Annotated in this window: 25 protein-coding genes and 1 pseudogene; 12 read left to right on the top strand and 14 right to left on the bottom strand. The window is 66.8% G+C overall.

What is annotated here, in order from left to right; all coding sequences use genetic code 11:
* Positions 1–69 precede the first annotated feature (69 nt).
* On the bottom strand, positions 70–702 hold the full coding sequence (locus tag AC5ZH6_RS14715; protein WP_496167391.1) for a TetR/AcrR family transcriptional regulator: 633 nt from the start codon (positions 700–702) through the stop codon (positions 70–72).
* A 43-nt stretch (positions 703–745) separates the two neighbouring features.
* Between AC5ZH6_RS14715 and AC5ZH6_RS14710 the strand changes: the two genes are divergently transcribed.
* Positions 746–1,921, top strand: coding sequence for an oxygenase MpaB family protein (locus tag AC5ZH6_RS14710; protein WP_496167389.1), 1,176 nt, complete (start codon positions 746–748; stop codon positions 1,919–1,921).
* Here the strand turns inward: AC5ZH6_RS14710 and AC5ZH6_RS14705 are convergent.
* On the bottom strand, positions 1,867–2,811 hold the full coding sequence (locus AC5ZH6_RS14705) for an MBL fold metallo-hydrolase (protein WP_020170978.1): 945 nt from the start codon (positions 2,809–2,811) through the stop codon (positions 1,867–1,869). The genes AC5ZH6_RS14710 and AC5ZH6_RS14705 overlap by 55 nt on opposite strands.
* A gap of 3 nt (positions 2,812–2,814) precedes the next feature.
* Positions 2,815–3,633, bottom strand: coding sequence for an SDR family oxidoreductase (locus AC5ZH6_RS14700; RefSeq protein ID WP_288336843.1), 819 nt, complete (start codon positions 3,631–3,633; stop codon positions 2,815–2,817).
* A 159-nt stretch (positions 3,634–3,792) separates the two neighbouring features.
* Between AC5ZH6_RS14700 and AC5ZH6_RS14695 the strand changes: the two are divergent.
* Positions 3,793–4,198, top strand: a pseudogene (locus tag AC5ZH6_RS14695) (YchJ family protein).
* A 16-nt stretch (positions 4,199–4,214) separates the two neighbouring features.
* On the opposite strand, the gene pcaC reads toward AC5ZH6_RS14695, so the two are convergent.
* The 4 genes from pcaC to pcaH are packed head-to-tail and all read right to left on the bottom strand — an operon-like array spanning position 4,215 to position 7,137.
* Positions 4,215–4,598 (bottom strand): 4-carboxymuconolactone decarboxylase, encoded by a 384-nt coding sequence (gene pcaC / locus AC5ZH6_RS14690; RefSeq protein WP_014360284.1) that lies wholly within the window; start codon positions 4,596–4,598, stop codon positions 4,215–4,217.
* Positions 4,595–5,800: a lyase family protein gene (locus tag AC5ZH6_RS14685; protein WP_288336846.1), complete on the bottom strand. Its 1,206-nt coding sequence runs from the start codon at positions 5,798–5,800 to the stop codon at positions 4,595–4,597. The genes pcaC and AC5ZH6_RS14685 overlap by 4 nt, the downstream gene beginning before the upstream one ends.
* A gap of 3 nt (positions 5,801–5,803) precedes the next feature.
* Positions 5,804–6,355 (bottom strand): protocatechuate 3,4-dioxygenase subunit alpha, encoded by a 552-nt coding sequence (pcaG, locus tag AC5ZH6_RS14680; RefSeq protein ID WP_288336848.1) that lies wholly within the window; start codon positions 6,353–6,355, stop codon positions 5,804–5,806.
* A complete protein-coding gene (pcaH, locus tag AC5ZH6_RS14675) occupies positions 6,355–7,137 on the bottom strand; it encodes a protocatechuate 3,4-dioxygenase subunit beta (protein WP_211544693.1) in 783 nt (260 codons plus the stop codon). The genes pcaG and pcaH overlap by 1 nt, the downstream gene beginning before the upstream one ends.
* An 83-nt stretch (positions 7,138–7,220) precedes the next feature.
* Between pcaH and AC5ZH6_RS14670 the strand changes: the two genes are divergently transcribed.
* Both AC5ZH6_RS14670 and AC5ZH6_RS14665 read left to right on the top strand, forming a co-directional pair.
* Positions 7,221–7,973, top strand: a complete 753-nt coding sequence (locus tag AC5ZH6_RS14670; protein ID WP_006369656.1) for an IclR family transcriptional regulator — start codon at positions 7,221–7,223, stop codon at positions 7,971–7,973.
* A 57-nt stretch (positions 7,974–8,030) separates the two neighbouring features.
* Positions 8,031–9,509, top strand: coding sequence for an ArnT family glycosyltransferase (locus tag AC5ZH6_RS14665; protein ID WP_288336851.1), 1,479 nt, complete (start codon positions 8,031–8,033; stop codon positions 9,507–9,509).
* 8 nt (positions 9,510–9,517) lie between these two features.
* Here AC5ZH6_RS14665 and AC5ZH6_RS14660 read toward each other — a convergent pair whose 3' ends face one another.
* The gene (locus AC5ZH6_RS14660; protein ID WP_006369654.1) at positions 9,518–10,150 is read right to left on the bottom strand and encodes a DUF2461 domain-containing protein; all 633 of its coding nucleotides are present in this window, start codon (positions 10,148–10,150) and stop codon (positions 9,518–9,520) included.
* 42 nt (positions 10,151–10,192) lie between these two features.
* The gene (locus tag AC5ZH6_RS14655; protein ID WP_231386656.1) at positions 10,193–11,506 is read right to left on the bottom strand and encodes an ATP-binding protein; all 1,314 of its coding nucleotides are present in this window, start codon (positions 11,504–11,506) and stop codon (positions 10,193–10,195) included.
* 233 nt (positions 11,507–11,739) lie between these two features.
* On the opposite strand from AC5ZH6_RS14655, the gene AC5ZH6_RS14650 reads away from it, so the two are divergent.
* Genes AC5ZH6_RS14650 through AC5ZH6_RS14640 form a run of 3 tightly spaced genes read left to right on the top strand, consistent with a single transcriptional unit; the run spans position 11,740 to position 14,147 of the window.
* Positions 11,740–11,988: a hypothetical protein gene (locus AC5ZH6_RS14650; RefSeq protein ID WP_026920060.1), complete on the top strand. Its 249-nt coding sequence runs from the start codon at positions 11,740–11,742 to the stop codon at positions 11,986–11,988.
* A gap of 9 nt (positions 11,989–11,997) precedes the next feature.
* Positions 11,998–13,233: a cupin domain-containing protein gene (locus AC5ZH6_RS14645; RefSeq protein ID WP_288336855.1), complete on the top strand. Its 1,236-nt coding sequence runs from the start codon at positions 11,998–12,000 to the stop codon at positions 13,231–13,233.
* Entirely contained in the window at positions 13,230–14,147 is a 918-nt protein-coding gene (locus AC5ZH6_RS14640; protein ID WP_020170987.1) for a ferredoxin family protein, read from the top strand. The genes AC5ZH6_RS14645 and AC5ZH6_RS14640 overlap by 4 nt, the downstream gene beginning before the upstream one ends.
* On the opposite strand, the gene AC5ZH6_RS14635 is transcribed toward AC5ZH6_RS14640, so the two are convergent.
* Positions 14,124–14,813, bottom strand: coding sequence for an MBL fold metallo-hydrolase (locus tag AC5ZH6_RS14635; RefSeq protein ID WP_231386657.1), 690 nt, complete (start codon positions 14,811–14,813; stop codon positions 14,124–14,126). The genes AC5ZH6_RS14640 and AC5ZH6_RS14635 overlap by 24 nt on opposite strands.
* A 239-nt stretch (positions 14,814–15,052) precedes the next feature.
* Here AC5ZH6_RS14635 and AC5ZH6_RS14630 point away from each other — a divergent pair, with 239 nt between their 5' ends.
* The 3 genes from AC5ZH6_RS14630 to AC5ZH6_RS14620 all read left to right on the top strand — a co-directional run bounded on the left by AC5ZH6_RS14630 (position 15,053) and on the right by AC5ZH6_RS14620 (position 17,160).
* On the top strand, positions 15,053–15,397 hold the full coding sequence (locus AC5ZH6_RS14630; RefSeq protein WP_020170989.1) for a hypothetical protein: 345 nt from the start codon (positions 15,053–15,055) through the stop codon (positions 15,395–15,397).
* Positions 15,398–15,609: 212 nt separating this feature from the next.
* Complete coding sequence (locus AC5ZH6_RS14625; protein ID WP_006369645.1) at positions 15,610–16,941, top strand: ammonium transporter; 1,332 nt, start codon at positions 15,610–15,612, stop codon at positions 16,939–16,941.
* The gene (locus AC5ZH6_RS14620; protein WP_006369644.1) at positions 16,942–17,160 is read left to right on the top strand and encodes a hypothetical protein; all 219 of its coding nucleotides are present in this window, start codon (positions 16,942–16,944) and stop codon (positions 17,158–17,160) included.
* A gap of 15 nt (positions 17,161–17,175) precedes the next feature.
* Here AC5ZH6_RS14620 and AC5ZH6_RS14615 read toward each other — a convergent pair whose 3' ends face one another.
* Both AC5ZH6_RS14615 and AC5ZH6_RS14610 read right to left on the bottom strand, forming a co-directional pair.
* Positions 17,176–19,209, bottom strand: a complete 2,034-nt coding sequence (locus AC5ZH6_RS14615) for an amidase (protein ID WP_288337984.1) — start codon at positions 19,207–19,209, stop codon at positions 17,176–17,178.
* Positions 19,209–20,240 (bottom strand): agmatine deiminase family protein, encoded by a 1,032-nt coding sequence (locus tag AC5ZH6_RS14610; protein ID WP_006369642.1) that lies wholly within the window; start codon positions 20,238–20,240, stop codon positions 19,209–19,211. Before AC5ZH6_RS14610 ends, AC5ZH6_RS14615 begins: the two co-directional genes overlap by 1 nt.
* Before the next feature lie 205 nt (positions 20,241–20,445).
* Between AC5ZH6_RS14610 and AC5ZH6_RS14605 the strand changes: the two genes are divergently transcribed.
* Together AC5ZH6_RS14605 and AC5ZH6_RS14600 are read left to right on the top strand one after the other, a co-directional pair.
* Positions 20,446–21,951, top strand: coding sequence for a purine-cytosine permease family protein (locus AC5ZH6_RS14605; RefSeq protein WP_014360271.1), 1,506 nt, complete (start codon positions 20,446–20,448; stop codon positions 21,949–21,951).
* Positions 21,948–22,574, top strand: a complete 627-nt coding sequence (locus tag AC5ZH6_RS14600) for a TetR/AcrR family transcriptional regulator (RefSeq protein ID WP_014360270.1) — start codon at positions 21,948–21,950, stop codon at positions 22,572–22,574. The genes AC5ZH6_RS14605 and AC5ZH6_RS14600 overlap by 4 nt, the downstream gene beginning before the upstream one ends.
* A gap of 43 nt (positions 22,575–22,617) precedes the next feature.
* Here AC5ZH6_RS14600 and AC5ZH6_RS14595 read toward each other — a convergent pair whose 3' ends face one another.
* Both AC5ZH6_RS14595 and AC5ZH6_RS14590 read right to left on the bottom strand, forming a co-directional pair.
* Positions 22,618–23,055, bottom strand: coding sequence for a PaaI family thioesterase (locus AC5ZH6_RS14595; RefSeq protein ID WP_014360269.1), 438 nt, complete (start codon positions 23,053–23,055; stop codon positions 22,618–22,620).
* Positions 23,056–24,209: 1,154 nt separating this feature from the next.
* Complete coding sequence (locus tag AC5ZH6_RS14590) at positions 24,210–24,350, bottom strand: hypothetical protein (protein ID WP_020170994.1); 141 nt, start codon at positions 24,348–24,350, stop codon at positions 24,210–24,212.
* Positions 24,351–24,571 lie beyond the last annotated feature (221 nt).

The following is a 24,571-nucleotide window of genomic DNA, read 5'->3' as shown; positions in this document are numbered from 1 at the left end:
CGATCACGCTGGCAGTTGGCTGGACGCCGCGCGGTGGGTCGTCACGGCGGCGCATTCGGTGATCCTCGATCAGGGAATTGCGAAGGACGCCAACAGCATTCGCGCACACGTGTCGACCAGTCGCCGGCGGTCGGCGGTTGCCGGGCGGGCCAGGGCCACGCGGAGACACAGGCTCGCGGTGGCACCCATGGTGAGGAACACCAGGTCGTCGAGTTCCGCGGGCGACAGATCCGGCCGGAAGCGTGTCGGGAGGATGCGGCCCAGCGGGACCAGTGGCGCCTCGATCTGTGCCCAGGCCGATCCGAACTCGGCGCTGTCGCCCGCCAGCGATGCCGCGATCACCGGCGCGTGCCGCTCGAACGAAGAGGTGAGGGCGTCCACCACGACGGTGATCGCGGCGAGTGGTTCGGCGTCGATTGCCTGCCCGATACCGACGGCGAGGTCCGAGCTGATCTGCTGGATCGCTTCCTGCCGGAGGTCGAACAGGATGTCACCGACGTCGGCGAAGTAGCGATACACCGTTCCGATGCTGACATCGCTGTGATCAGCGATGTCCTGGGTGGTCGGGAGACCGTCGGGCCGCTCGGCAAGCAGCGTCGTGGTCGCGTCCAACAGTCGCCTGCGCATCGCGAGGGCGCGCGGCTGACGCGGCGCGACGCGCGTGCGGGCGCCCGCCGCGGAGCGGGCAGGGGTTCGGGCCATGAAATGAATGGTAAGTGAGGATTCCTCGTGTTTGGCTGGTGTCATGACTCTTGTGCCGCCCACCGGGTTGGTGAACACCGACCGAGCCCGCACGTTGTACGAACACGCGGGAGACACCTGGATCGCCGCCATGTGGCGTGCCGATGATCTCGCCGACGCCGTCGTCGCCGAACGGGGGTCCGCCGCTCTGATCCGCCCTGCTCTCGCCGATGGCATCGGCGCGCTGACCGATGCGCCACCGGCACTGGTCGCGCTGTTCGACTCGATCGAGCGCGAACCGGCCTGGCTCGACCACGATCGTTGCGACCGCGCCGCCGACGCCCTGGTGCGGCACTTCCCGGCCATGGCGATCGTGCTGGCGGCGGCCTCGCTGCTGCGCGGCGCGGGCAACAGTATCGCGGGCAAACCATTGGCGCTGACCGGGCGGTACTCGACGATGCCGGGAGTGCGTTCGGTGGAGGTCGGCGAGTGGCTGCGCCGGGTGTTGACGCCGGGCGGAATGCGCCGTGACGGTGCGGGTTTCGCCTACACGGTGCGGGTGCGGATGATCCACGCGCACGTCCGGGCACATCTGCTGCGCAGCGGGACCTGGGAGCACGATGCGTGGGGTGTCCCGATTCCGCAGCCGTACATGGCATTCACGCTTGCCGAGTTCGGGCACATCGCGATCGAGGCGATGGGCACACTCGGGGTTCGTTTCACCGCGGACGAACTCGACGACATCTATCACCTATGGCGTCACGTCGGCCACGTGATCGGCATGGACGACGACCTGAATCCCCGCAACGAGGCCGATCACCGGCGGATCGAGGAACTGTACCGATTGACCTCGCCCGGGCCCGATGCCCACGACCGCGAATTCGTCACCGCGCTCAACGCCGACTATCTGATTCCCGAGTTCGCCAACACCATGTCGTTGCCGCAGCGGTGGCGGGTGCCGGTCGCCACGGCCGTCATGGAGGGATACGAGCGGGTCTTCCTCGGCGACGCCGACGCCGATGCGCTCGGCATCCGTCATCGCCGGATCGCCCGGCTGCTTCCTCGATTATCGGGGGTCATGCAGCTCATCAGCCGCGGACAAATCCGGCGCGCCGGCGGGCTCGACGAGTTCACCCGACGCGCCTACGCCGACCGGGACACCGAGATGGCGCGCATGCGTGCCGCCTACGCGATGACCCACGACATGGTCGATACCGCGCCGGACCGCGTGTCCGTCTGAGCATTGCCCGTGTGACGCCCGGTCGGTTCGTCGCCGATCGCGGTCACCGCGCCCGCGTCGAGGAGGCGCTCGAGGTGCAACTGTGCGGTCCGACGCTCCACCGATCGCACCCACGGCGCCTCGACATGTGGGCGATACACCAGGCGGTGTGCCACGATCTCGTCGAAAGTCCTTGGCCTTCGCAGGAACTCGAGTAACCGTTCCTCGCGCTCGAGAATCCGATGACGGTAGGTCGCGAGTCGGCTACCGAACTCGGAACGCCCGGACACCACACCTTTGTGGTGGAAGGTTCCGTACCAGCGGGCGTCGATCTCGCCGACCCGGTCGATGGAGGCGAGGAAGTCGTCGAGACTGGACCCGAGATCGCCGTACATCGGCCCGAACGACGTCAGGTCGATGTCGGCGACGTAGAGAAACCCGGCAGGCTCGATCAGCACGCCGCAGTGACCGGCGGTGTGTCCGGGCAGGTGGATGACCGTTGCGGTCTGGTCGCCGAGGTCGAAGGTGTGGCCGTCGGTCACACCCACGACGCCGTCACGCACGGCCGGCAGGTGGTAGTCGTCGGTCATCACCGTGGTCATCGCGTCGCGGAGATCCGGGTCGAGTCCGTAGCCGGCGATGAGGGTGTCCAGCGAGCCGACGGCGGCCGCGTCGTGACGGTGGGCGAAGGTGTCGGCGGTGAAGTGCCGCAGCCCGGCGATGTGGTCCTCGTGCGCGTGACTGATCATCACCGCGTCGGCGCCGACGGGGTCGTCGTCGAGGGCGAGCGACGGATCGATCACCAGCACCGCGTCCGATCCGCGGACCACGACGGTGTTGCCGTACGGTACGACGCCGCCGTTACCCGCCGTCAGGACGTCGACCGCCCCGAAGCGGTTGACGGTGTACATCTCTCAGCCCTGTGCGGTCAGGGAGGCGACCACGCCGCCGTCCACGAGCAGGTCGGTGCCGGTGACGAACGACGATTCGGGGCCGAGGAGGAAGGCGGCCGCGGCGGCGATGTCGGACGCGGTGCCCACCCGTCCGGTGCCCGAGCCCTCGATCATCGACCGCATCGTCTCCCCGCTGGCGCCGGCGAGTTCCTGGCGACCCATCGCCGTGGCGATCACCCCGGGAGAGATGCTGTTGATCCGGGCGCCGCGGGCGCCCCAGCTGCGGGCTGCGGCGCGCACGCGGATGTGGTTGGCCTGCTTGGCGATCCCATAGGCCAGTGCCGGATTCGAGGCGACGTCACCCTGCAGGAAACCCAAGCCGAGCAGGTCCTGTGCGGCGGTGGCGGCCAATGCCGCGGCCTGATCGGCGGGCAGCGGCCCGAACATGTGCCCGGCCATGCTCGCGATCACCACACCCGCACCGCCGGGGGCGATGACCTCGCCGAAGATGTCCAGCGACAGGGCGACCCCGAGGAGATCGACTCGCAGGATCGCCTCCGCGCTCGCCTGCACCGGCGACAAACCGGCCGTGTGGACGACCTGGTCCACGGCGCCGAGCCCGGATGCGTGCTCGGCCAGTGCCCGCAGCGAATCAGCCGACGCCACGTCCACCGGATGGCCGGACACGTCGAACCCCTCGCCGTCGAGGGCGTCGACCCGCACGTCGAGGGCGGTCGCATCGGCATCGGCGAGCAGCACCCGTCGCCCGCCGCCCTGCCGACGCGCGATGGCCACACCCATGCCCCCGGTTCCGACGACGATCAGCACATTGCGGCTCATTGCAGACCTTCTCACCGTTGACTCCAGATCACCTGACGTCGCCGAATCTTCCGGTCCCCGGCGGGGATGTCAAGGGCGGGGTGCCTAGGGCGATGTTCGGCGACCGTGGAGCTCGCTGCGACCGCGAGGGCGTGTGAGAAGGCGGATACGCTGGCACTCATGCGTGTGGTGTCCTCCGATGACCGATGACCGATGCCCGTGTACCTCCGGGCTGACCTTCGGCGAGTGCTGCGGACCGCTTCTCGAGGGCCGGCGGCGCGCACCGACCGCACAGGCGTTGATGCGTTCACGATTCTCCGCGTTCGCCGTCGGCGACCGGGAGTACCTGCTCGCCACGTGGCATCGGCGTACCCGCCCCGGCGATCTCGAACTCGACGACGAGATCGATTGGTATCGCCTCGACGTCACCGAGACCTCCGGCGGTGGTCCGTTCGACGACGCCGGACTGGTCGCCTTCGTCGCCCACCACCGAACCGACGGAGTGCGCCGGACGATGTCGGAACACAGTCGCTTCGTGCGCGAGGACGGCCGCTGGTACTACGTCGACGCGCTCGGCGCGGGGTGATCGATCGGGGGGTGACTCAGATTTCCTCGGCGAGCACGGTCGAGGCGATGCGGAATGCGGAATTGGCATCGGGCACCCCGCAATAGATGGCGCTCTGCAGGATGACCTCCTTGATCTCGTCGATCGTGAGTCCGTTGCGGCGGGCGGCGCGGATGTGCATGGCGAGTTCTTCGTGATGGCCGCGTGCGATCAACGCCGTCAGAGTGATCATCGACCGGCTGCGTCGGTCCAGTCCCGGGCGCGTCCAGACCGTTCCCCAGGCATAGCGGGTGATGAACTGCTGGAACTCCTCGGTGAGGTCGGTGATGGCGGCGTTCGCCCGGTCGACGTGTGCGTCGCCGAGAACCTCACGGCGGACCGTCATTCCGGCGTCGTAGGGATCGGTGTACGGATCGGTCACGAATGGGCTCCTTCGAGATAGCGGTGCGCGCGCGTCACGACGTCGTCGACCAGGATGTCGGTGGCGCCGAGATAGTCCGGCGACGCCGCATGTCCCGCCAGTCGTGACATCGTTTCCTGCTCGGTCAGAATGCCTTGGGCCGAGACGAGATTGGCGGCGGCGCGGTCGGGATGAAACTGTAATCCGGTAAGCAACTGCGCGGCCTGGGCGGCGGCGGTGACGGTGTGGCGGCTCAGGGTGCGCAGCGTCCACCACTCGGCGTGCCACCCTCCGTCGGAGCGTTCGTCGATGCTCGCCGCCGACGCGGCATGCAGGGTCGCGGCGAGGCCCGGTGCGACGAGCGCGGCCCGTCGGAGCAACACCGTGAGGACGGGATTGTTCTTGTGCGGCATCGTCGATGACCCGCCACCGCCGCCCTCGGTGAATTCGCCGATCTCGGGACGTCCGGCGATCGCCAGATCACCTGCGAGGTGCCCCCATGCGTCGCAGCAGGTCACCAGCGCGTCACCGATGCGGGTGGTGGTGGCGCGCGTGGTGTGCCACGGCGGTGAAGCTGCCAGACCCACGGTGCCTGCCGTTGCGGTCACCAGTGCCCGCGCGGCCTGCACCGAACCGGTCAATTCGACCGGCGCTGCCAGAGTGCCTGCGGCGCCACCGATCTGGACGGGAATCGGCGGGAGGGCGTCGAGGGTGTCGGCGGCGTCGAGGATGGCGGTCAGCCATACGCCGAACTTGCGGCCCGCGGTGCCCGGCAGTGCCGGCTGAGTCAGTGTGCGCGTCAGCAGGGGAGCGTCACGATGGGCCTCGATCAGTGCCTGTAGCGCCCGGACCTGCGTCCGCACCTGATCCTCGACGCGGCGCAGTACGTCTTGCGCACACATCATGAGTGCCGAGTCGAGGGTGTCCTGACTGGTCAGTCCCCGGTGCAGCCACGCCGAAGCGGCGCCGTCGGTGCGCGACCGCAGCAGCGACACCAGCGCGCTGACGGGGTTGCCGTCGGCCTCAGCGTCCACGGCGATGGCCGTGAGATCGTCCGCCCCGACGAGGGGACGGAGGTCCGCTGCAGCCTCGGCGGGTGCCACACCGTTGCCGACAAGTGCTGTCAGCCAAGCGTTCTCGACCTCGACAAGGGCACGCAAGAGCGCTTCCTCGCTCATCAGGTCGCCTGCGCGGTGATCGCCCGGCCAGAACAGATCGCGCAACGTCTACTGTCCCGGGTAGTGGAGGAAGACGGTCTCGTCGGCACCCTGCAAGCGCAGGTCGAAACGGAATCCGTCGGCATCGGCCGCCGCGATCAGGGTGGCGCGCCGATCCTCGGGCACGCCGGCCAGGAAAGGATCGGCCTCGGCGAGCGGACCGGGCGGGTAGGCGCGGGTGAACAGTCGATGCAGCAGGCCGCGACCGAACACGGTGATCAGGAAGTAGGGTGCGGCGCCGTCGATCGGTCCCGGTTGGACTGTGCTGAACGAATATTCGCCGGCGTCATCGGTGGCGCAGCGTCCCCAACCGGTGAAAGTCCACCCGTCTCGGCGAAGCGATCCGGCTCGCTGCACGACGGTGCCGTCGGCGTCGGCCTGCCAGAGTTCGAGCAGCACGTCCGGGATGGGTTGGCCGTGGCCGTCGGTGACGAGTCCGTGCAAACGGATCGAGCCGGGGGAGCGTGGCGGCACCAGCTCGTTGTCACCCTCGAAGGGCAGTGCGTACCCGTAGAACGGTCCGATGGTCTGAGCGGGTGTGGGCGGCAGCAGGGCGGTCATCAGTTCTCCTCGTCGTCGAGCGGGGTGCGATTGCTGCCGGTGAGCACGATGTCCCAACGGTAACCGGTGGACCATTCGTGACTGGTCACGTCGTGATCGTAGGCGGCGACGAGTCGCTCGCGTGCCTTCGCGTCGACGATCGACTGGTAGATCGGGTCGAAGGGGAACAGCGGGTCGCCCGGGAAGTACATCTGGGTGATCATCCGCTGCGTGAAATCGGTTCCGAACAGCGAGAAGTGGATGTGTGCGGGCCGCCATGCGTTGTGGTGGTTCTTCCACGGATAGGGGCCGGGTTTGATCGTGGTGAAGCGGTAGTTCCCGTCCTCGTCGGTCAGGCATCGCCCGACGCCGGTGAAGTTGGGGTCGATCGGCGCGTGGTGCTGGTCCCGTTTGTGGATGTAGCGCCCGGCCGAGTTCGCCTGCCAGATCTCCACGAGTTGGCGACGCACCGGCCGGCCCTGACCGTCGAGTACACGACCGGTCACCACGATGCGCTCACCGATCGGCTCGCCGCGATGCGCGATCGTGAGGTCGGCTTCGAGCTTGTGGACATCACGTTCCCCGAACACCGGCGAGCACAGTTCGAGGGTCTCCGGATCGGCGTGGTGCGGGTCCTTGGTCGGATGGCGCAGCAGGCTGCTGCGATAGGGCGGATAGTCCAGACGCGGCTGGGTTTCCTCGATGCCGGCGTGCTGATATGCGGTCTCGATGGCGGTGATCTCACCGCTGATCTCCCGCTGGCTCGCCGACGCGCTGTCGGGGTTGGTGTTGAGGGCTGTCATGTGGCTCACAGTAGGTCGGTCGGTGTGAGCCGGAAAAGAGTAGGCTTCCGCTGAGCGGAAAGCGTGTGTCGTAAGGAGTCCTCATGGCCGGCAACACCTCGATCGCCGGGGCCACTGTCACCTCACGCGTCCTGGCGATCATCGGGGCGTTCGACGAGCGCCACCGAGTGCTCACGCTCAGCGAACTCGCCCGGCGGTCGGGGCTGCCGGTGGCGACGACGCACCGACTCGCGGCCGAACTCGTCGCCGGAGACGCGCTGGCCCGCCGTCCCGACGGCCGGTTCGTGGTCGGTCGGCTCCTGTGGGAGGCAGGTCTGCGCGCACCGGTCACGGGCCGACTCAAGCAGGTCGCGGAGCCGTTCCTGCACGACGTCTATGCGGCGACGCTGGCGACCGTGCACCTCGCGGTTCGCGATGGAGCCCAGGTGCTCTACGTGGAGCGGATGGCCGGGCGTGCCTCGGTGCCGATCGTCAGCACCGTCGGCAGTCGGCTCCCGTTGCACTGCACCGGCGTCGGCAAGGTGCTGTTGGCGCACGCACCGGATGATGTTGCCGCAGAATCGATGTCGAACCTGGTGCGGATCACCGCGCACACGATCACCTCGCCGGATGTCCTCGCACGTCAACTCGAGGACATCCGGGCACGCCGATACGCCACCACCAGCGAGGAGATGTCGCCCGGAGCCTGCTCGTTGGCCGTGCCGGTGATACCGGTCAGCGATCCGACGTCGGTGGTCGCGGCCATCGGGGTCGTGGTACCCACGCTCAAACGGGACCGCAATCGGCTGCTCGCGGCGCTGCAGGTCGCCGCGAGTGGTATCGGGCGGCAACTGTGATCGCCGTGCTCACGCGGGAACGGCACCCGGCACGCGTCTGTGGGCCATCATGACAGGGTGACCTCGACGACGGCAGAGGTGCGGCAGCGACCGGCGGTGGTAACGGTGGCCGGCATTGCCGTGCTGCTCGTCGTCATTCTGCTCGCCCTGTCGGGCCGTTACGGGTACCACCGCGACGAGCTGTACTTCCGGGTTGCCGGTCAACATCCGGCGTGGGGGTATGTCGACCAGTCGTTCATGACGCCGATGCTCGCGCGTGTGGGAATCGCGGTGTTCGGGGACTCGCCGACCGGGCTGCGCGTCCTCCCGGCACTTCTCGCGGGGTCGACCGTGCTCATCGTGGCGTTGCTCGCGCGGGAATTGCGGGCCGGCCCGACAGCGCAGGTGCTGGCCGCCCTCGCGGCCGCCGTCAGCGCGATGGTTCTGCAGGGTGGGCACATGTTGTCGACTCCCACCACCGACGTGCTGGCCTGGTTGGTGATCTCACTGCTGGTCGTCCGGATGCTGCGGTGCGCGCAACCACGCTGGTGGGTGCCGATCGGGTTGGTGAGTGGGTTGGCGGTGGACAACAAACTCACGGTCGGGATTCTGCTCGGTGCCATCACGGTGACGTTGCCCGTCGTCGGGCCGCGCGTCGTGCTGCGTTCGTGGTGGCTGCCCGTTGGCGCGGTACTCGCCGTTCTCGTGGCCCTGCCGACCATCGGATGGCAAGTGGTACATGACTTTCCGCAGGGACGGGTCGCGTCCTCGATCGCCGGCGATGACGGGTTCACCGATCGGGTGCTGTTCGTGCCGATGCAACTGGTGCTGCTCGGCCCGTTGATCGTGCCCCTCTGCGTGGCGGGGTGGTGCGCGCTCTGGCGCGATTCGCGGATCCGATATGCCAGGCTGTTCGCTCCGGCCTACCTGCTGGCGGCCGTCGTCGTGATCGTGGCCGGCGGCAAGTTCTACTACACCGCAGGCCTTCTGCTCGTGCTCATGGCGGCCGGTGCGCAACCGGTGGTGGAGTGGGCACGTACGCCCACCCGACGACGGCTGCTCGTCGCCGGGTCGATCGTCACCGTCGTCTCCAACGCCGTGATCGCGCTGCCGGTGCTACCGGTCGGCCTGGTGGGAATCGTCAACCCGGTCAACAAGGAACAAGGCGAACAGGTGGCGTGGCCGGAGTTCGCCGCAGCGGTCGACAGCGTGTGGTCGGCGATCCCGGCCGATCAGCGTGAGCGCGCCGTGGTGGTGACCGCCAACTACGGCGAGGCCGGGGCGATCGACCGCTTCGATCCCGGGCTGCCGGTGTATTCGGGACACATGAGCTACTACGACTGGGGCCCGCCGCCCGACGCGCGAACCGGGCCGGTCCTGCTGATCGATCACCTCGGTGACACCGGACTCCGGGACCTCGTCGGATCATGTTCACTCGCAGCACGTTTCCGGAACCACGAGCACCTCGACAACGACGAGGACGGCGTCGGCATCTGGCGATGCGACCCGCCGCACGAGCCGTGGTCGCAGGTGTGGCCGCGCTTCCGGCACACCTGAGGGTCTCCTCATGCATTGCCGTGTCGCAGAATCCATTCGATCAATGGCGTGGTGGTCCGCCAGTCGACCCGAACGCGGTCGACGAGATCGGCGGTATGGATGACCGGATCGAACCCGTAGTCCCGCATGACCGTGATCGTCTTGTGTCGCAGCAGATCGATCCGCGGATGATCCCGGTCGAATCCCCGCGGCGCGGTCTTGAGCTTGTCGCCGCCGACTTCCCAACCCGCGTCGGACAACTCGCCGACGATCCGCTCCAGCTCGGTTCCGCTGCGTTCGTTGACGATCGCGGCGCGGATGGCGGTGAGCCGGTCGGCCGAGGTGTCGTAGATACCCCCGCCGACCCGGACCCCGGGCGCACCGATCTGCACGTAATACCCGGTGGCCGGCGCGACCGCGACGTATGCGCCCTGATGGGTCTTGTAGGGAGATTTGTCCTTGGCGAACCGCACATCCCGATACGGCCGGAACAGTTTGGCCTCACCGAATTCCTCGGCGAGGTCTGCGGTCAGCGCAGCCATCGGTTCGGCCACGGCCGAGGAGTACGTGGCCTTGTGCGCCGTCCAGAATGCCTTCGTGTTGTCGATCTCGAGATCGTCGTAGAAGTCCAACGCAGCCTCGGGAAAACCGGTGAAGCCCATGACGTCAGCTTAGGATGCCGACCGTGGTTGCGGTTGCGGACGTCACAGCCGAGCGAGCTGGTCGATGTCGTCGAGAAAATCCGCCACCACGTCGGAGGCGACGGTCGCTCGCGTCGCCGAGAGGGCGTTGACGTAATCCGCGGTGGACGGACCGTCGGACTTGTCCGGTGCGTCGTCGCGCAGGGCCCGTTCGAGTGCGTCCTGTGCTGCGCGCCGGGCAGCGTACTCGATATCGGCAGGCGTCAGACCGTCGCTGGCTGCCACGAGGCGTTCCACGTCTACGCCGCGCGCCGCGGGCGGCAGATACCTGTTCCAGATGGCCGCCCTGGCCTCCCGATCGGGAAGACCGATCGGGATGACGTAGTCGAATCGTCCGTGCCGCAGGAACGCCGTGTCGAGTGCACGGATGAAATTCGTGGCACAGATCAGCAATCGGCCAGGGCTGGAACGGAATTCGGGAATGAGTTTGAGCAGTTCGTTGGTCACGCCCTGTCCGGCGTGGGCCGGTTCGCCGGTGCGTCGGGACGCGATCTCCTCGACTTCGTCGATGAACACGACCACCCGGTTGATCTCCGCGATACGACCGAAGGTGTCCCGTAACCCCGATGCGAGTCCACCTCCGTCCACCGCCAGCCGAGAGGGGAAGACCTCAACAAACGACCAGCCGAGTCGCGCGGCGACCGCCTTGGCAAAGGTGGTCTTGCCGGTTCCCGGTGGTCCGAACAGGATCACCGCCCGCGGTGGCACGACGCCGAACCGCACGGCGAGATCGGGCCGGTCGAGCGGGGTGATGAGCCGCAGTTCGAGGAGTTCTTTCTCGCGGTGCATGCCACCCACCGCAGTCCACAGATCCGGTGGGAGAGTGTGGCCGCCCAGCTCACGGAGCACGGCCAGTTCATGCGCACTGACGGTGACCATCCGCTCCAGATAGCGCAGGTTCTCCCGTGCGGAGAAGCCCTCGCGCACATAGTCGTCGAAACGGGCCTCGTCGCTGGACACGATCGCCGAGAGGCGGTCGAGCCCCAACGGTCCCATCTTGCGAGCCAGATGATTCACCAGCGCGCTCGCCACCGTCGAATCGTGACGGCTCGGTGTCACACCGAAGAACACGATCCACCCCTGAGCATGCGCGGCCCGGCCGACGATCGCGCCGACGACGGTCTCGTTGTCGTCGACAGCCACCAGAGCATGATCCTCACGGCAGGACGCGAGCACCTCCGACAGCGAATAGACGGCATCGGCGGGGCGCGTGACGGTCCGCTCCCAGAGATCGACGATCCCGTCGATGTCTCCCGGATGGAAATCCCGGGTGTGCGGTGGTGACGGTGTCGGGTCATCGCTGATCGTGGAACTCATGTTCTGCCTTCCGCTGTGTCGACGAATCGCCACAGCCTAGGGGTTACCGGCGGGTTGGACCAGCGAATTCCGAGGTGCCCGGAGAGCGGCATTCGTGCTGGTGGACGGCGTCGTGACGAGGAGCCGGACCGTCGACGATTTCGGTGGGACGGCCCCATGGGTCCAAAGATGTGCTCATAGTGGAGGTGAGGGCGGTGCCGTACGGGCACGCCCCGTTCGAGGAAGGATCACCGATGGCACTCGATGACGACGACATCACCACCTCCGGCCCCGGCGGTGAGGGACCGGCCGACGGCGGCTCCAACCCCGGTGGCCACGATGGCGGAGCCGACGGCACCGCAGACGGTGAAGGTCCGGCCGACGGTGGCTCCAACCCCGGTGGCCACGATGGCGGAGCCGACGGCACCGCAGACGGTGAAGGTCCGGCCGACGGTGGCTCCAACCCCGGTGGCCACGACGGCGGAGCCGACGGAACTGCCTGAGCGACAGCGATGTTGGAACGCTGCATCGCGATCGACCCCGATGTCTTCGCTCGCGAGCATTGGGGTCGATCGCCGTTGCTGAGTCGCGCGGTGAATCTACCGCGCGACTTCGTCGACCTCCTCTCACCCGCTGCCGTCGACGAACTCCTCGCCGAACGCGGCGTGCGCACGCCCTTCATCCGCATGGCCAAGGAGGGCACGCTGCTCGCCCGCGAGAGATATGTGGGTCCGGCGGGTTTCGGGGCCGAGATGCCCGACCAGGTGGACTCGGCAAAGGTGTTGGCGCAGTTCGCCGACGGAGCCACGATCGTCCTACAGGGACTACACCGGCTGTGGCCCCCGGTCATCGACCTCGTCCGTGGCCTCGTCGACGATCTCGGTCATCCGGTGCAGGCCAACGCCTATGTGACCCCGCCCAGCAATCGGGGATTCGATCCCCACTACGACGTCCACGATGTGTTCGTTCTCCAGATCTCCGGCGAGAAACATTGGACCGTGCACGCACCGGTGCACCTCGATCCGGTGGACTCGCAACCATGGACCGACCATCGCGAGGACATCGAGCGGCGGACCGACGACCCGCCCGTCATCGACACCGTCCTGCGCAGCGGCGATGCGCTCTATCTGCCCCGGGGTTGGGTACATTCGGCCCGGGCGTTGGGCACCACGTCGATCCATCTCACCATCGGCACCGCCGCACTCACCGCGCTCGATGTCCTCGGAGCAGTGGTCGAACAGCTCACCGAACTTCGTGAATTACGCGAATCATTGCCCATGGGAATCGATCTCACCGATCCGGACGCGACTGCGGCGCTGGTCGGCAAGACACTGTCCGCAGCCCTCGAGGCGGTGCGGGACCGCTCCACGGAGATCGAGTCGGGGGCCGCCGAGATACTCGCCCACCGGCACGCCGATCGCACCCGGCCGGCGTCGGTACGTCCCCTCGCGACGGTGGAGGCGTTGTCGAACCCGGCATCGGTGGGAACGGTGCAGTGGCGACAGGGGCTGGCCGCAGTGGTGGTCGAGGTGGCCGGCCGCGTCGAGCTCCGCCTCCCGGATCGGACAATGAGCTTTCCCGGATTCTGCGCGGACGCTCTCGTCGAGGTGCGTCGCGGGACAGCGGTGCGCGGCGACCGGCTACCGGGACTCGACGCCGCCGACGGGGAGGTCCTGCTGCGTCGGCTGCTGCGCGAGGCGGTCGTCGCACCGACGCCCAGAAGTACTGAGACAGAACAAGAGTCATGACCGATCGCCGCCCGTGCAGTGATCAGTCCCTCGCTCGTGACGATCCGATGTACGGTACCGCGTCGGCGGGCTCCTCATGGCTGCTGCTCGAACTCTCCGGTCCGTGGGGGCCGTCGGCATTCCTCACCTCGCCGTCGGTCCTCGACCCCGACCTGGGACGCGCCATCGTGCGCCGCGTCGAGTCGGCGGGAATGCGGATCGTCGCGATCCGCAGACCGGGCCGACGACCACCGACACCTCGATGGCGGTGGTTCGTCGTCGACGCCCGCCCCGGACACGAATCGGTGCGTCGTGGTGAGGTATCGGGTCCGGCCGACTATGTGGACCTTGCGCTCAACGGGTCGGCCGGTGAGGTCTCCCGCGATCCCGTCGTCGCGGTCTGCGCCCACGGCAAACACGATCAGTGCTGTGCGGTGCGCGGTCGTGCCGCCACCGCCGCGATCGCCGAGGCCTATCCCGAATGGACATGGGAGTGTTCGCATCTGGGCGGTGATCGCTTTGCCGCGACGATGCTCGTGCTTCCGCACGGACTCTGTTACGGGCGGGTCGATTCGGCAACCGATCCCGCGATGCTGATCCGGCACTATACGGAAGGACGACTGGTTGACTCGTTGCTTCGTGGCCGTACATCACTGCCGCACGCGGTACAGGCGGCCCAGCATTTCGTGCGTGAGCAGACCGGCGAGGATCGCATCGATGCGCTCGAGCCGCTCGATGTCCGGCACGAGGACCACCGCATCATCGTGGCCCTGACAGGTCCGCACGGACCGATCGAGGTCGTGCTCACCGAACACCTCACCGACCCGCTGTACTCCAATTGTTCTGCGCGCGTGGCGGGTCGGGTGCGCCAGTTCGTGCTGGTGTCGATCGCCGGGCTGTCGTCGGAGAGCTCAGATGCCGGCGAGTTCGCGTGACTCGCCGAGTTCCATCGTCTCCAGTGGTGTTGCGGTCAGCGAGTTCTCACCCAAGAACATGCCGGTCGTCGACTTGCCGGCATCGCTGAGCATCAGGTCATGAATGGCGATGCTGCGCTGCGGTTTCACCGCCCGCACATAGTCGATGGCCTGCTCGGTGGAGATCCACGGTCCACTGACCGGTAGGAGCAGGGTGGTGATCGGTCGTCCGGGGTTCAGGTAGGCGTCACCGGGATGGAAGACGGTGCCGTCGATCAGGAAACCGATGTTGTCGACCACGGGGATCTCGGGATGGATCACTGCATGATCGGTGACGAATGCCTCGACCGTGAATCCGGCGATGTCGAGGGTCTGATCGGTCGAGATCGCATGTACCTGGTCGGCGACCTCGGAGAGGGGCTCGGCGATCGAGGCCGGGCCGTACAACTGCAGCTCGGGGTGATCACGCAGGGCCGCAAGGATCTTCTCGGCATCGAAGTGGTCGAAGTGCTCGTGGGTGATCACGACGGCGTCGGCGTCGGCCAACAGTTCCGCGGCATTCGGCGTGAAGGTGCCGGGATCGACGAGGAGCGTCGAGCCGTGATCGGTCACGGTGATGGTGGCGTGGGTGTGCTTGGTGAGAAGCATGACGACCTCCGATGATCGGAAAGCTGGTGGGACTGCCATCGACACTACTGTCGTGGAGGAGGTTGTCGAGTCCGGGTCCGGCCGTACAGGGCAGGGACGCGATACGGACAAATACCTCGAAAAGGGTTAGGGTGAACGCTTTTTCGTCATCGCCGGCAGTATGTCCGACTGACGTCGGGCACCGTCGGTTGTGAGAGGATCAGACGATGGGCGACACGGGCGACGGACGGCGTGTCCGACCCGGTCGCGCAGGTCGGACCCGAGGCCGTCGAGGACCGGTGACGATCCTGTTCGGCCTACTGATCCCGGTGGTCGTGACGGGGTGTCTGATCGCCGGGGGGATCAGCATGGTCACCGCTGCGACGACATGCGCAGGAGAACCGATGACCACCACCGAGGAGTGTGTGCACTTCGGTCGGGAAGGTGAGGAACTCATCGACAAGGGCGATCCGCTTCCGCCGCACGCCTCCAATGTGTCCGACCGGAGTCACGAGGCCAGATCGAATCGGGTGTTCGGCGGATTCCTGATCGCGATCGGGGTGGGCTTCGGTGCCTTCTACCTGACGGCGGTGGGTCGCCCGCTCGTGCAAGCATATCGGCGGCGGCGCAAGCGAAGGGGCTGACGGTCCGCACAGAGCACAGAGCACAGAGCACAGAGCACAGAGCGCCGGTCCCGGCCGATGGTCGTGACTTCTATGTCGGGAAAGCGTACTTTACGATCCGTTTACCTTTGGTGACATCGTCGACCCATCACCGGCCTAATCTCACCACTGCGTACACCGTCGGTACGCCTTGTTCAGTGAGAAGAAACAGTTCGCGTGCCGGGAGGTTCGATTTGTCCACCGAGGTCACCGACGCCATCACCACGATGGCGTCGGTCAACAACGAGTTCTTCTACTGGGTCTCCATCGCATTGATGATGTTGATCCACGCCGGGTTCCTGGCGTACGAGGTGGGCGCCTCGCGGTCGAAGAACGTATTGGCCACCGCCATGAAAAACCTGCTCGCCTTCGCCACCATCGTGGCCTCGTTCTACTTCGTCGGGTGGTTCCTCTACAACGCGATGCCCAGCGGTTTCATCGAGTTCAGCGATGCCGCCAAGGCCGCGCTTCCGTGGAGCGACAACATGGGACCCAACGTCGAGGACTCGGCCAGCGGCATCTTCTGGGGTGCGTTCGCCCTGTTCGCCGCGACGACCGGCTCCATCATGTCCGGAGCGGTGCTGGAGCGAATCCGCACCAGCGCATTCCTCGTTCTCACCGTGCTCGTCGGCTCGGTGGTGTGGATCATCGGCGCGGCGTGGGGTTGGCACGGCGCCGGCTGGATGCTGACGAAATTGGGGTTCCATGACGTCGGAGCTGCCGGTTGTGTGCACATGATCGCCGGATTCGCCACTCTCGGAATACTTCTCAACCTCGGTCCACGCATCGGCAGGTTTCGCGCCGACGGGTCGGCGGTCACCATCCGACCCCACAATCTGCCTCTGACGATGCTCGGCCTGATGTTGATCTTCACCGGATTCTTTGGCTTCCTGATGGGCTGTGTCATCTACGGGCCCGGCGGTTACGCGACGATCTACGGAAGCCCGACCACGTTGTCCGCGTTCGCCTTCAACACGTTGATGGGTCTGGCCGGTGGCATCATCGGCGCCTATCTGACCTCGCGCGGCGAGCCGTTCTGGACGATCTCCGGCGGGCTGGCCGGGGTGATCGGCGTCGCGTCGGGCATGGATCTCTATCACCCGGCACTGGCGTTCATCATCGCCCTGGGTGCAGGAGCGTTGATCCCGTTCATCGGAAAACTGTTGGAGAAGTTCAAGATCGACGACGTCGTCGGTGCGGTCTCGGTCCACGGGGGTATCGGGTTGTATTCGGTGCTCATGGCCGGGGTGTTCCTGGCCGGCTACCCCAACACCGACGGCAACCCGTCGATCTCGTTCTGGGGACAGGTCGTGGGCGCGCTGACCTTCGTCGCGCTCGGCTTCATCCCCGCCTACCTCGTGTCCCTTGCCCTGAAGAAGGTGGGGATGCTGCGTATTCCACCCGAGGTGGAGGAGCAGGGACTCGACCTCACCGAGGTTCCCGCCACGCCGTATCCCGAGGGCATTCCGGTCACCGTCATGCGCACCACCGACGAGTTGCTCGTCGCCACCGAGGAGGTCAAGTAAATGTTCAGTCCCATCGAGTCCTACGACGGAGCCTCTGTGGTGTTCACCTTCGGCGGGTTCTCCGTCGGGGTGTGGATCGTCTTCGTGCTCGCGGTGCTCCTGTTCGTCGCCTTCTTCGTCCGCATGGTGCGTCACGAGAATCACGCGTACAAGTCGATCATCGAGAACACGCCCGTGGAGAAGGGGCCGGCGGCCGAGGGAGAACCGCCGGCCTACTGACCCTGAGGCCCGTCGTCAGCCGGCCGGTTCGTCGACGATTCGGTAGTCGGCAGAGGTTGCCCCGTGCTCGGCCGTCGCGACCACCAGGACCAGCGCGCCGTAGGGGTCACGCCACGACGAGTGGGTGCGGCGTAGTTCGGCGGTCGGCACTTGTGTTGTCGCCGTGAATGAATGGTCGTCGCGGTCGACCTCGACCGCCGAGCCGTCGACGAACACCTGCACCATCGGGGCATCGGTGCTGCCGGTGACCTCGATGACGGTGACGTCGCCATCGCCGCGAGCTGTCGCGGTCATCGTGAGTTCGGGCGCGGCACCGGCGGCGAGGGTTCCCGGCCGGGTGAGTGCGGGCAGCTCGGGGGTTCGCGGTGGCGCCGTACGCCGACTGGTCCGGTGCTCGAAGGCCCACCCGTAGGCGAGCAGCGCGTTGTCGGTGTAGGCGCGGCCGGCGAACGTCAGGTTCACCGGCATGCCGATATCGCTCATCGTCCCCATGGTGACGTTGACCGTCGGAATGCCGTAGTGCCTGATCATGGTGTTGCCCGTCGACACCCACACCCCGTTGGCCATGGCGTGATCGTGGGCCTGCGGGTCGGTGTCGGCATCGGCGGCCCCGACGTCGAGAGCCGACGGGAACACCAGGGCATCGAGCCCCAGCTCGTCGAGCCAGTCCTCGAAGTCGATGCGGCGCAGTTCTTCCAGGCCCCGCACGCCGTCGGCGAGGTCGGGGATCTCGGTCAGCGGTGTGATGCCTTGCGCTGCGCGGTGGGGGTACTCGCTGATGTCGAGGTTGTAGCGTGCGTAGTAGCCGTCGAGCGGGTCGGGGATCGCGCCGTCGGGTAGCGGGAAGATCAGCTCGCCCTTGACATCTTCCAGGCGGTGCAGAGCCGGATCGCCGGTGGCCTGCAAGAAGTCATCCCACGCCCAGGTGGTGAGATCCCACATCTCGGCGTCGAAGAAGCCGGCAGGCAGGATGCCCCGCGCGTAGCCGTCCTGCGCGCCGGGACGGTCGAGTTCGTAATTGGTCAGCGCCGGGAAGTCGACGTCGACCACCGTGGCACCGGCGGCCTCGAGATCGGCGCGGGCTCGCTCCCACAGCTGCAGCACCGACGGCCGCGGCGTGATCGGCCACCCGGCCTTATCGTCCTGCCCGAGAATGATGCGTGGTACACCGAAACGATTGCCGCGCAACGCGTCCCCGTCGCGCAGGTCGAGGTAGGAAGCAGGCCGAACCTGGGATGCGGCGGGCAGGTTGACCCACGGCTGGGTCCGCCAGAAGTCGCCGCGGGTCTGCGGATCGTCGTCGACCAGCACGTCGAGCAGCGCCAGCATGTCGTCCATCGTGCGGGTGTGCGGCACCACCACGTCCATGGTCGGTGTCAGCGGCCAGTTACCGCGAACCGAGATGACGCCCCGGGAGGGGGTGTAGGCGGCCAGCGCGTTGTTGGACGCCGGCGACCGTCCGCTCGACCAGGTTTCCTCGCCGAGGCCGAAGGCGGCCATGCTCGCCGCGGTCGACACGCCCGATCCGTTCGACGACCCCGACAGGTACGCCGCCGCGAGATAGTCACCGTTGTAGGGACTTTCGGCCCGGCCGTAGACGCCGCGCTGCATGCCTCCGTTGGCCATCGGCGGCATGTTGGTCAGGCCCACACAGATCGCTCCGGCCGCGCGCAGTCGCTCGATGGTGAAGGCGTCGTCGCCCGCGATCAGGTTCTCGAACGCCGGAGAACCCGCCGCCACCGACAATCCCGCAACCCGGTAGCTGTCCTTGGCGGTATAGGGAATCCCGTCGAACGGGCCGAGTGTCTCACCGCGAGAACGTCGTTCGTCGGAGGCTCGAGCCTCGGCGAACATGTCCGGATTGAGCACCGGGACCGCGTTGAGTGCGGTGCCGTGGCGATCGTAATACGCGATGCGGTTGAGGTAGGCGGCGACGAGCTCGACGGCGGTCACCCGGCCCTGCGCGAGTGCCCGGCTCAGCTCGGCGATCGACGACTCCACCAACGGCGGAGTCTGTGTGCGCGGAGTGCTCTCCAGACGGCTGGTCATCACACATCCCCGACGGACGGCTGCTGCTGAGTGATGCAGTGGATTCCGCCGCCACGCGCCAGGATCTCCCGCGCGTCGATTGTCACGACTCGTCGTCCGGGATACACGGAGGCGAGGATCTCGGCGGCGCGCTCGTCGGCGGCGGGTTCGCCGTAGCCGCAGGCGATCACCCCGTCATTGACGACGAGATGGTTGATGTAGCTGTAATCGACGAATCCGGTCTCGTCGCGAATCGCGTCGGGGGCGGGCAGGTCAACGATGTCCCATTGGCGCCCCGCTGCATCGGTGGTCCCGGCGAGGAAGTCCCGGAGCTCGCGCATCACGACGTGGTCGGGGTGTTCGGGGTTGGGCTGCTGGTGCAGGAGCAGCGTGCCGGGGGAGGGGATGGTCGCGACCATGTCGACATGTCCGCGGGTGCCGAAGCGCTCGTAATCGCGGGTCAGACCGCGTGGCAGCCAGATCACGTTATGCGCGCCGATCGTGCGGGCGAGTTCGGCCTCGACGGTCTCTTTGGTCGCGTACGGGTTTCGGCCGGGATCGAGCTGCACGGTCTCGGTGACCAGGACGGTGCCCTCGCCGTCGACGTGGATCGCGCCGCCTTCCTGGACGAGCATCGAGCTGATGACCGGCACGCCCGCGGCTTCGGCGACGACGCGGCCGATGCGGCGGTCGTTGTCCCATTCGGCCCACTCCTGGGCGCCCCAGCCGTTGAAGGTCCAGTCCACGGCGGCGAGGTGTCCCGCACCGTCGGTGACGAAGGTCGGGCCGATGTCACGCATCCAGGCGTCGTCGAGTTCGGCCTCGATGATGTCGACGGCTGCAGTGAGCATCGTGCGTGCGCGGGAGGTCTCGGTCGGGTCGACGACCACCGTCACCGGTTCGAACTCGGAGACCGTGTTGGCCACCGTACTCCAAGCGGCATAAGCGGTTTCGGCGTCTGCGGCGCTCTCGGCGAGGGTGGTGTTGGCCCTCGGGAAGGCCATCCACACACGGTCGTGCCGAGCGGTCTCGGCGGGCATGGTCCACGACACTTGATGTTCCCCTTGCTGGTCCGATATTGATCTAGTGGTCAATAACTGTCGAGAGTAGGCGGTTGTCGACGCGCGAGTCAAGGGTTTCCGAGAAATATTGACGGACCGATCAATAGCTATTGACTGTGTGATCAACACGCTACATGATCGCTGTCACACCCCGACCCGATCGGGTCGCGGTTCGAACCAGCCGAGGAGTACCGCCATGACGCCTGCACCATCCGAGCCCGACCAACCCGACGGCGCCGAGGTGATCGCGGACCCGACCGACCGGGTCGGACGGATCGAGGAGTCCGGTGTCGACTACCTGCCGGAGAGCCAGCGAGACTCCAACCCCCGCAATGTGTTCGCCGTCTTCGCCGGCGGCAATCTGGGCTGGACGATCGCCGTGTTCGGCTGGGTCTCGATCCAACTCGGACTCGACTTCTGGGGAGCTGTGATCTCGACCGTCGTCGGCACGCTCATCGGGACCGTCGTCGTGCTGCCGCTGGCCGGCGTCTCGCCGCGGACCGGAACCAACATGACCGTTTCCAGCGGGGCCTTCTTCGGCATCCGGGGCCGGCTCATCGGATCGGCGCTCTCGCTGGTGATCGCCATCGTCTTCGCCGCCATCACCGTATGGACCAGCGGCGACGCTCTCGTGGCAGCAGCGCATCGCCTGGTGGGTCTGCCGCAGAACCCCGTCATGCTGGGGGTGGGGTACGCGGTGGTCTCGGTCGTGATCGTGGCCGTCGCACTGTTCGGCCACGCCACCATCGTGGCCATGCAGAAGTTCCTTGTACCCGTGGCCGCGGCGGTCTTCGTGCTCGGCTTCGTGGCCTTCGCGCCGACCTTCGATGTGCACAGCGCCACCGGACATTTCGCGGTCGGCGGCTACTGGTCGACGATGGTCCTCTCTACGGTGCTCGCCACCGCCGGGCCGATCTCCTACGCGCCGATCATCGGCGACTACACCAGGCGTATCTCGATCAAACGCCACAGTGATTCCTCGATCCGGTGGGCGTTGTTCGCCGGCTTGATGTTCGGCACCCTGCTGCCCGCGGTCCTGGGCGCCTTCGCGGGATCGGCGATGACGGTGAACTCGGGGGAGTTCATGGCCGACCTGGTGTCGTCGTCGCCGTTCTGGTTCCTGATCCCCATCCTGATCGTGTCGATTGCGGGTGGTTTCGGTCAGGGCGTGATGTGCATCTACGCGACGGGACTCGACCTGGAGACCTTCTTCCCCCGGCTCAAGCGGGTCCACACCACGGCGCTCGCGGCCGCAGTGGCGGTCGCCCTGCTCTACGTCGGTGTCTTCGTCCTCGACGCCGTCGATGCGATCACCGCGGCAACGGTGGTGGTCAATGCGGTGGCCACACCATGGGCTGTCGTCATGGTCGTCGGTGCGCTGCGCACCCGCACCTATGACCCGTATGACCTGCAGGCATTCGCTCAAGGACGCCGTGGCGGACGGTACTGGTTCGTCCGCGGCTGGAATCCGGCAGCCGTCGCGGCGTGGGTCGGAGGTTCGGCCTTCGGATTGCTGAGCGTGCAGACGGACCTGTACTCGGGGCCCCTCGCCGACATCTTCGGGGGCATCGACCCCAGCGCGATCGGGTCGGGCGTGGTGGCCGCGATCATCTACCTTGGACTGGTGATGATGTCGCGACAGCGTATGGAGGTTCTCGACGCCCCCGCCCTGGCGACTCCGGCCGGACCGGAGCCCGCATGAGCAGGTCGTCGAGTGCGGTCCGCCCGCGCGCCGCGCGCAAGTCGCCCGAGGAGCGTGCGGAGGAGATCCGTTCGGCTGCATGTGAACTCGCCCGCAGTGACGGACTTCCTGTGCTGACCCTGAGGTCGGTGGCCGCCCGGATCGGTGTCGCCCCGGCGCTCGTGGCCCACTACGAGCCGAGTATGGACGAGCTCGTCGCCGCCACCTTCGCCACCGTGACCACCGCCGAGGTCGACGAGATCGCCGAATTAATTGCCGAGGCGCCGTCTGCCACCGACAAACTCCGTCGACTCGTCGCGACACTGCTGGAACCCTCGCGCGACGACGTGACCACGGTGTGGGCCGACGCCTTCAGTCTTGGCCGCACCAACGACTCACTCGCCGCCGCGGTGCGCGCCGTGATGGACACCTGGCAGGCGCTGGTGGTCGGGGTGATCGAGGAGGGCGTCGCATCGGGAGAGTTCACCACCGATGAGCCGGCTGATGTGGCATGGCAGTTCCTCGGCATGGTCGACGGTGTCAACGCGCACGCCCTGGTGCACTACGCCGGCACACCCGACCGCGGACGCCTCGTATGCCGCGCCCTGGAGAACGAGCTCGGCCTCGCTCACGGCACGCTATGAACCCAGAGTGGAATGTCCTCGGAGGCAACCGAGTAGGTCTGCACTACCGTGCTCGTGCCGAGCGGATGGTTGTCGTGGCATTGGCCGTGGCCACGATCGTTCCGCTCGGAGTGAACAGTTCGCCGGCGAGGAACGCGATGGTGTTGCCCTTGCGAACGATGCGGCCGTGACCGACGAACTGGCCCGGTTGTGCAGGTGCGAGGAATTGGACGTGCAATGAGGCTGTCGGTGCCCACTGATCTGGCCCGAGCGTGGCGACAAGAGCAGGTCCGAGAGTGTCATCGAGCATGGCGGCCAGGAATCCACCCTGAACGTGGCCGACGGGGTTGGTGAAACGTTCGTCCACCGAGAACCCGACTTCGATGGTGCCCGCTTCGGGATCGATCGCGCGCAGCGTCCAGCCGAGCAGGGCGGCCGCCGGAGCCGGCGGTGCAAACCCGTTGATGACGTCCCAGAATGGTCCTGTGCGATTCGTACTCACGGTTGCGAGTCTCACAGATTCGGGTTCGCGTTGCGCGGATGCAGGGCGCTATAGGTCTCACCCTCGGCGCGGGAGGTTCGCGGCCGCCGGGCAGGTCACATACCACTTCACGAGACTCCATTCAGTCGACTCAATGGTGGTCGAGAGCCGGCAGGCCATGTTCGCCCAGGTCGGTTCAACGAGCGCATCCTCGGAAACTACGAGAATGCGTGCGGTGTTAGTCGCTTGAGCGTTTCGGATGTCAGGCTGCCGCCAGCATCAGCCCTTGGGACTGCGAGCATGTCCTCTCCGACCTGGCAGTTGATCATTGGCGAGTGTGAGTTGCCGGTGGTGATCGAGCGTGTGTAGGTGGCTCGGTCTGCCCGACCTCGCAGGCCACCTGCGTTCGCTGCGCCTCCGGTGGTTGGGACGATGGGACGGTGCTGGATGGAACCGGAGCGTTCTGGTGACTCTCGGCTCAGGTCTTCGATCCCGCCATGGTAATTGTGAGCCGGGGGCATTTGCCTGTCGGTGCCGACCTCTAGTGTCGCCGTCATGGTCATGCAGTGGGTCAGGTGCATCAGCTGCCGGAAATCTCTTACTGGTGGCCGTAAGGCCGTAAGGCATCACGTCCAGGTGTGCATGGCGCGACGTGCTCGACATACCCACGCCCAGTGAGTCGACCTTGTAGCTACGTGATCATCGAACAGATCCAGGCGATGGCGACGGTCGTGGCCACTGGTGAGATGCCGCCGACGATGACGCCGACCTCGGGGTGTCGACGCATCCATTCGTACGTCCCGCTGTTTGGTTGCAGCCGGTGCCTACCTGTCACAAGTTCAATTTAGCGAACTGGCGATGGTCGCTGTTGGCTTTTTTCTGGTCGCTGCGGGTGCAGCCCTGCCGGAGCGCTCGACGCGGAGACGCTGGCTCTCGGTGACCATGGCGCGTCGGACAGACGCGCGAGCCTGTTGACCTTTGCGAATCCCGTTGCGGCGTGCAATTTGCCACGGCCCACCTCGGTTCGGTTGGGTGGGGCTTGGCGTACTTGCCGGGAATCGGACGCGGACCGTTGGGCGCCACCCAAAGGACTACGCCGCCAAGCCGGTTGCTGAGAGTGATTGTGCAGCAACAGAGTTGGCGGACGAGGGACTTGGGGAGCCAAGAACTCAGGGCTAAGTGACTGGTAGACCGTGCGCGTCGACCAGTGCGCCGATCAGGCTGTCGAGGTCGGTGAGACTGTTGATCTCGATGGTCGCTCGGATGCCGTCCAAGAAGACGGCGGGGCCTTCCTGGGCGTCGGATGGGAAGTTCATAGCGCTGGTAACGGTGACCGAGAGGTGTAGGCCGATCCAGGTGCGTGTCCAGTCGATCGGCTGCGGCGAGTATTGCGATCGGGGGCGGGGTATTCAGGGATGCGGTTGAGATCGATCGGTGGAGGCTTGGTGGCCTAACTCCTGAGTGCGGGGCCAGACGAGGAGCCCTGGTACTCGCGGGCGAAGGGTCAGTATGGCGAATCGGGGCCAAAGTAGAAAAC

Source organism: Gordonia sp. YC-XJ4, assembly GCF_059511865.1.
The sequence above is the reverse complement of the archived record's forward strand: the minus strand, read 5'-3'. Positions and strand labels throughout refer to the sequence as shown.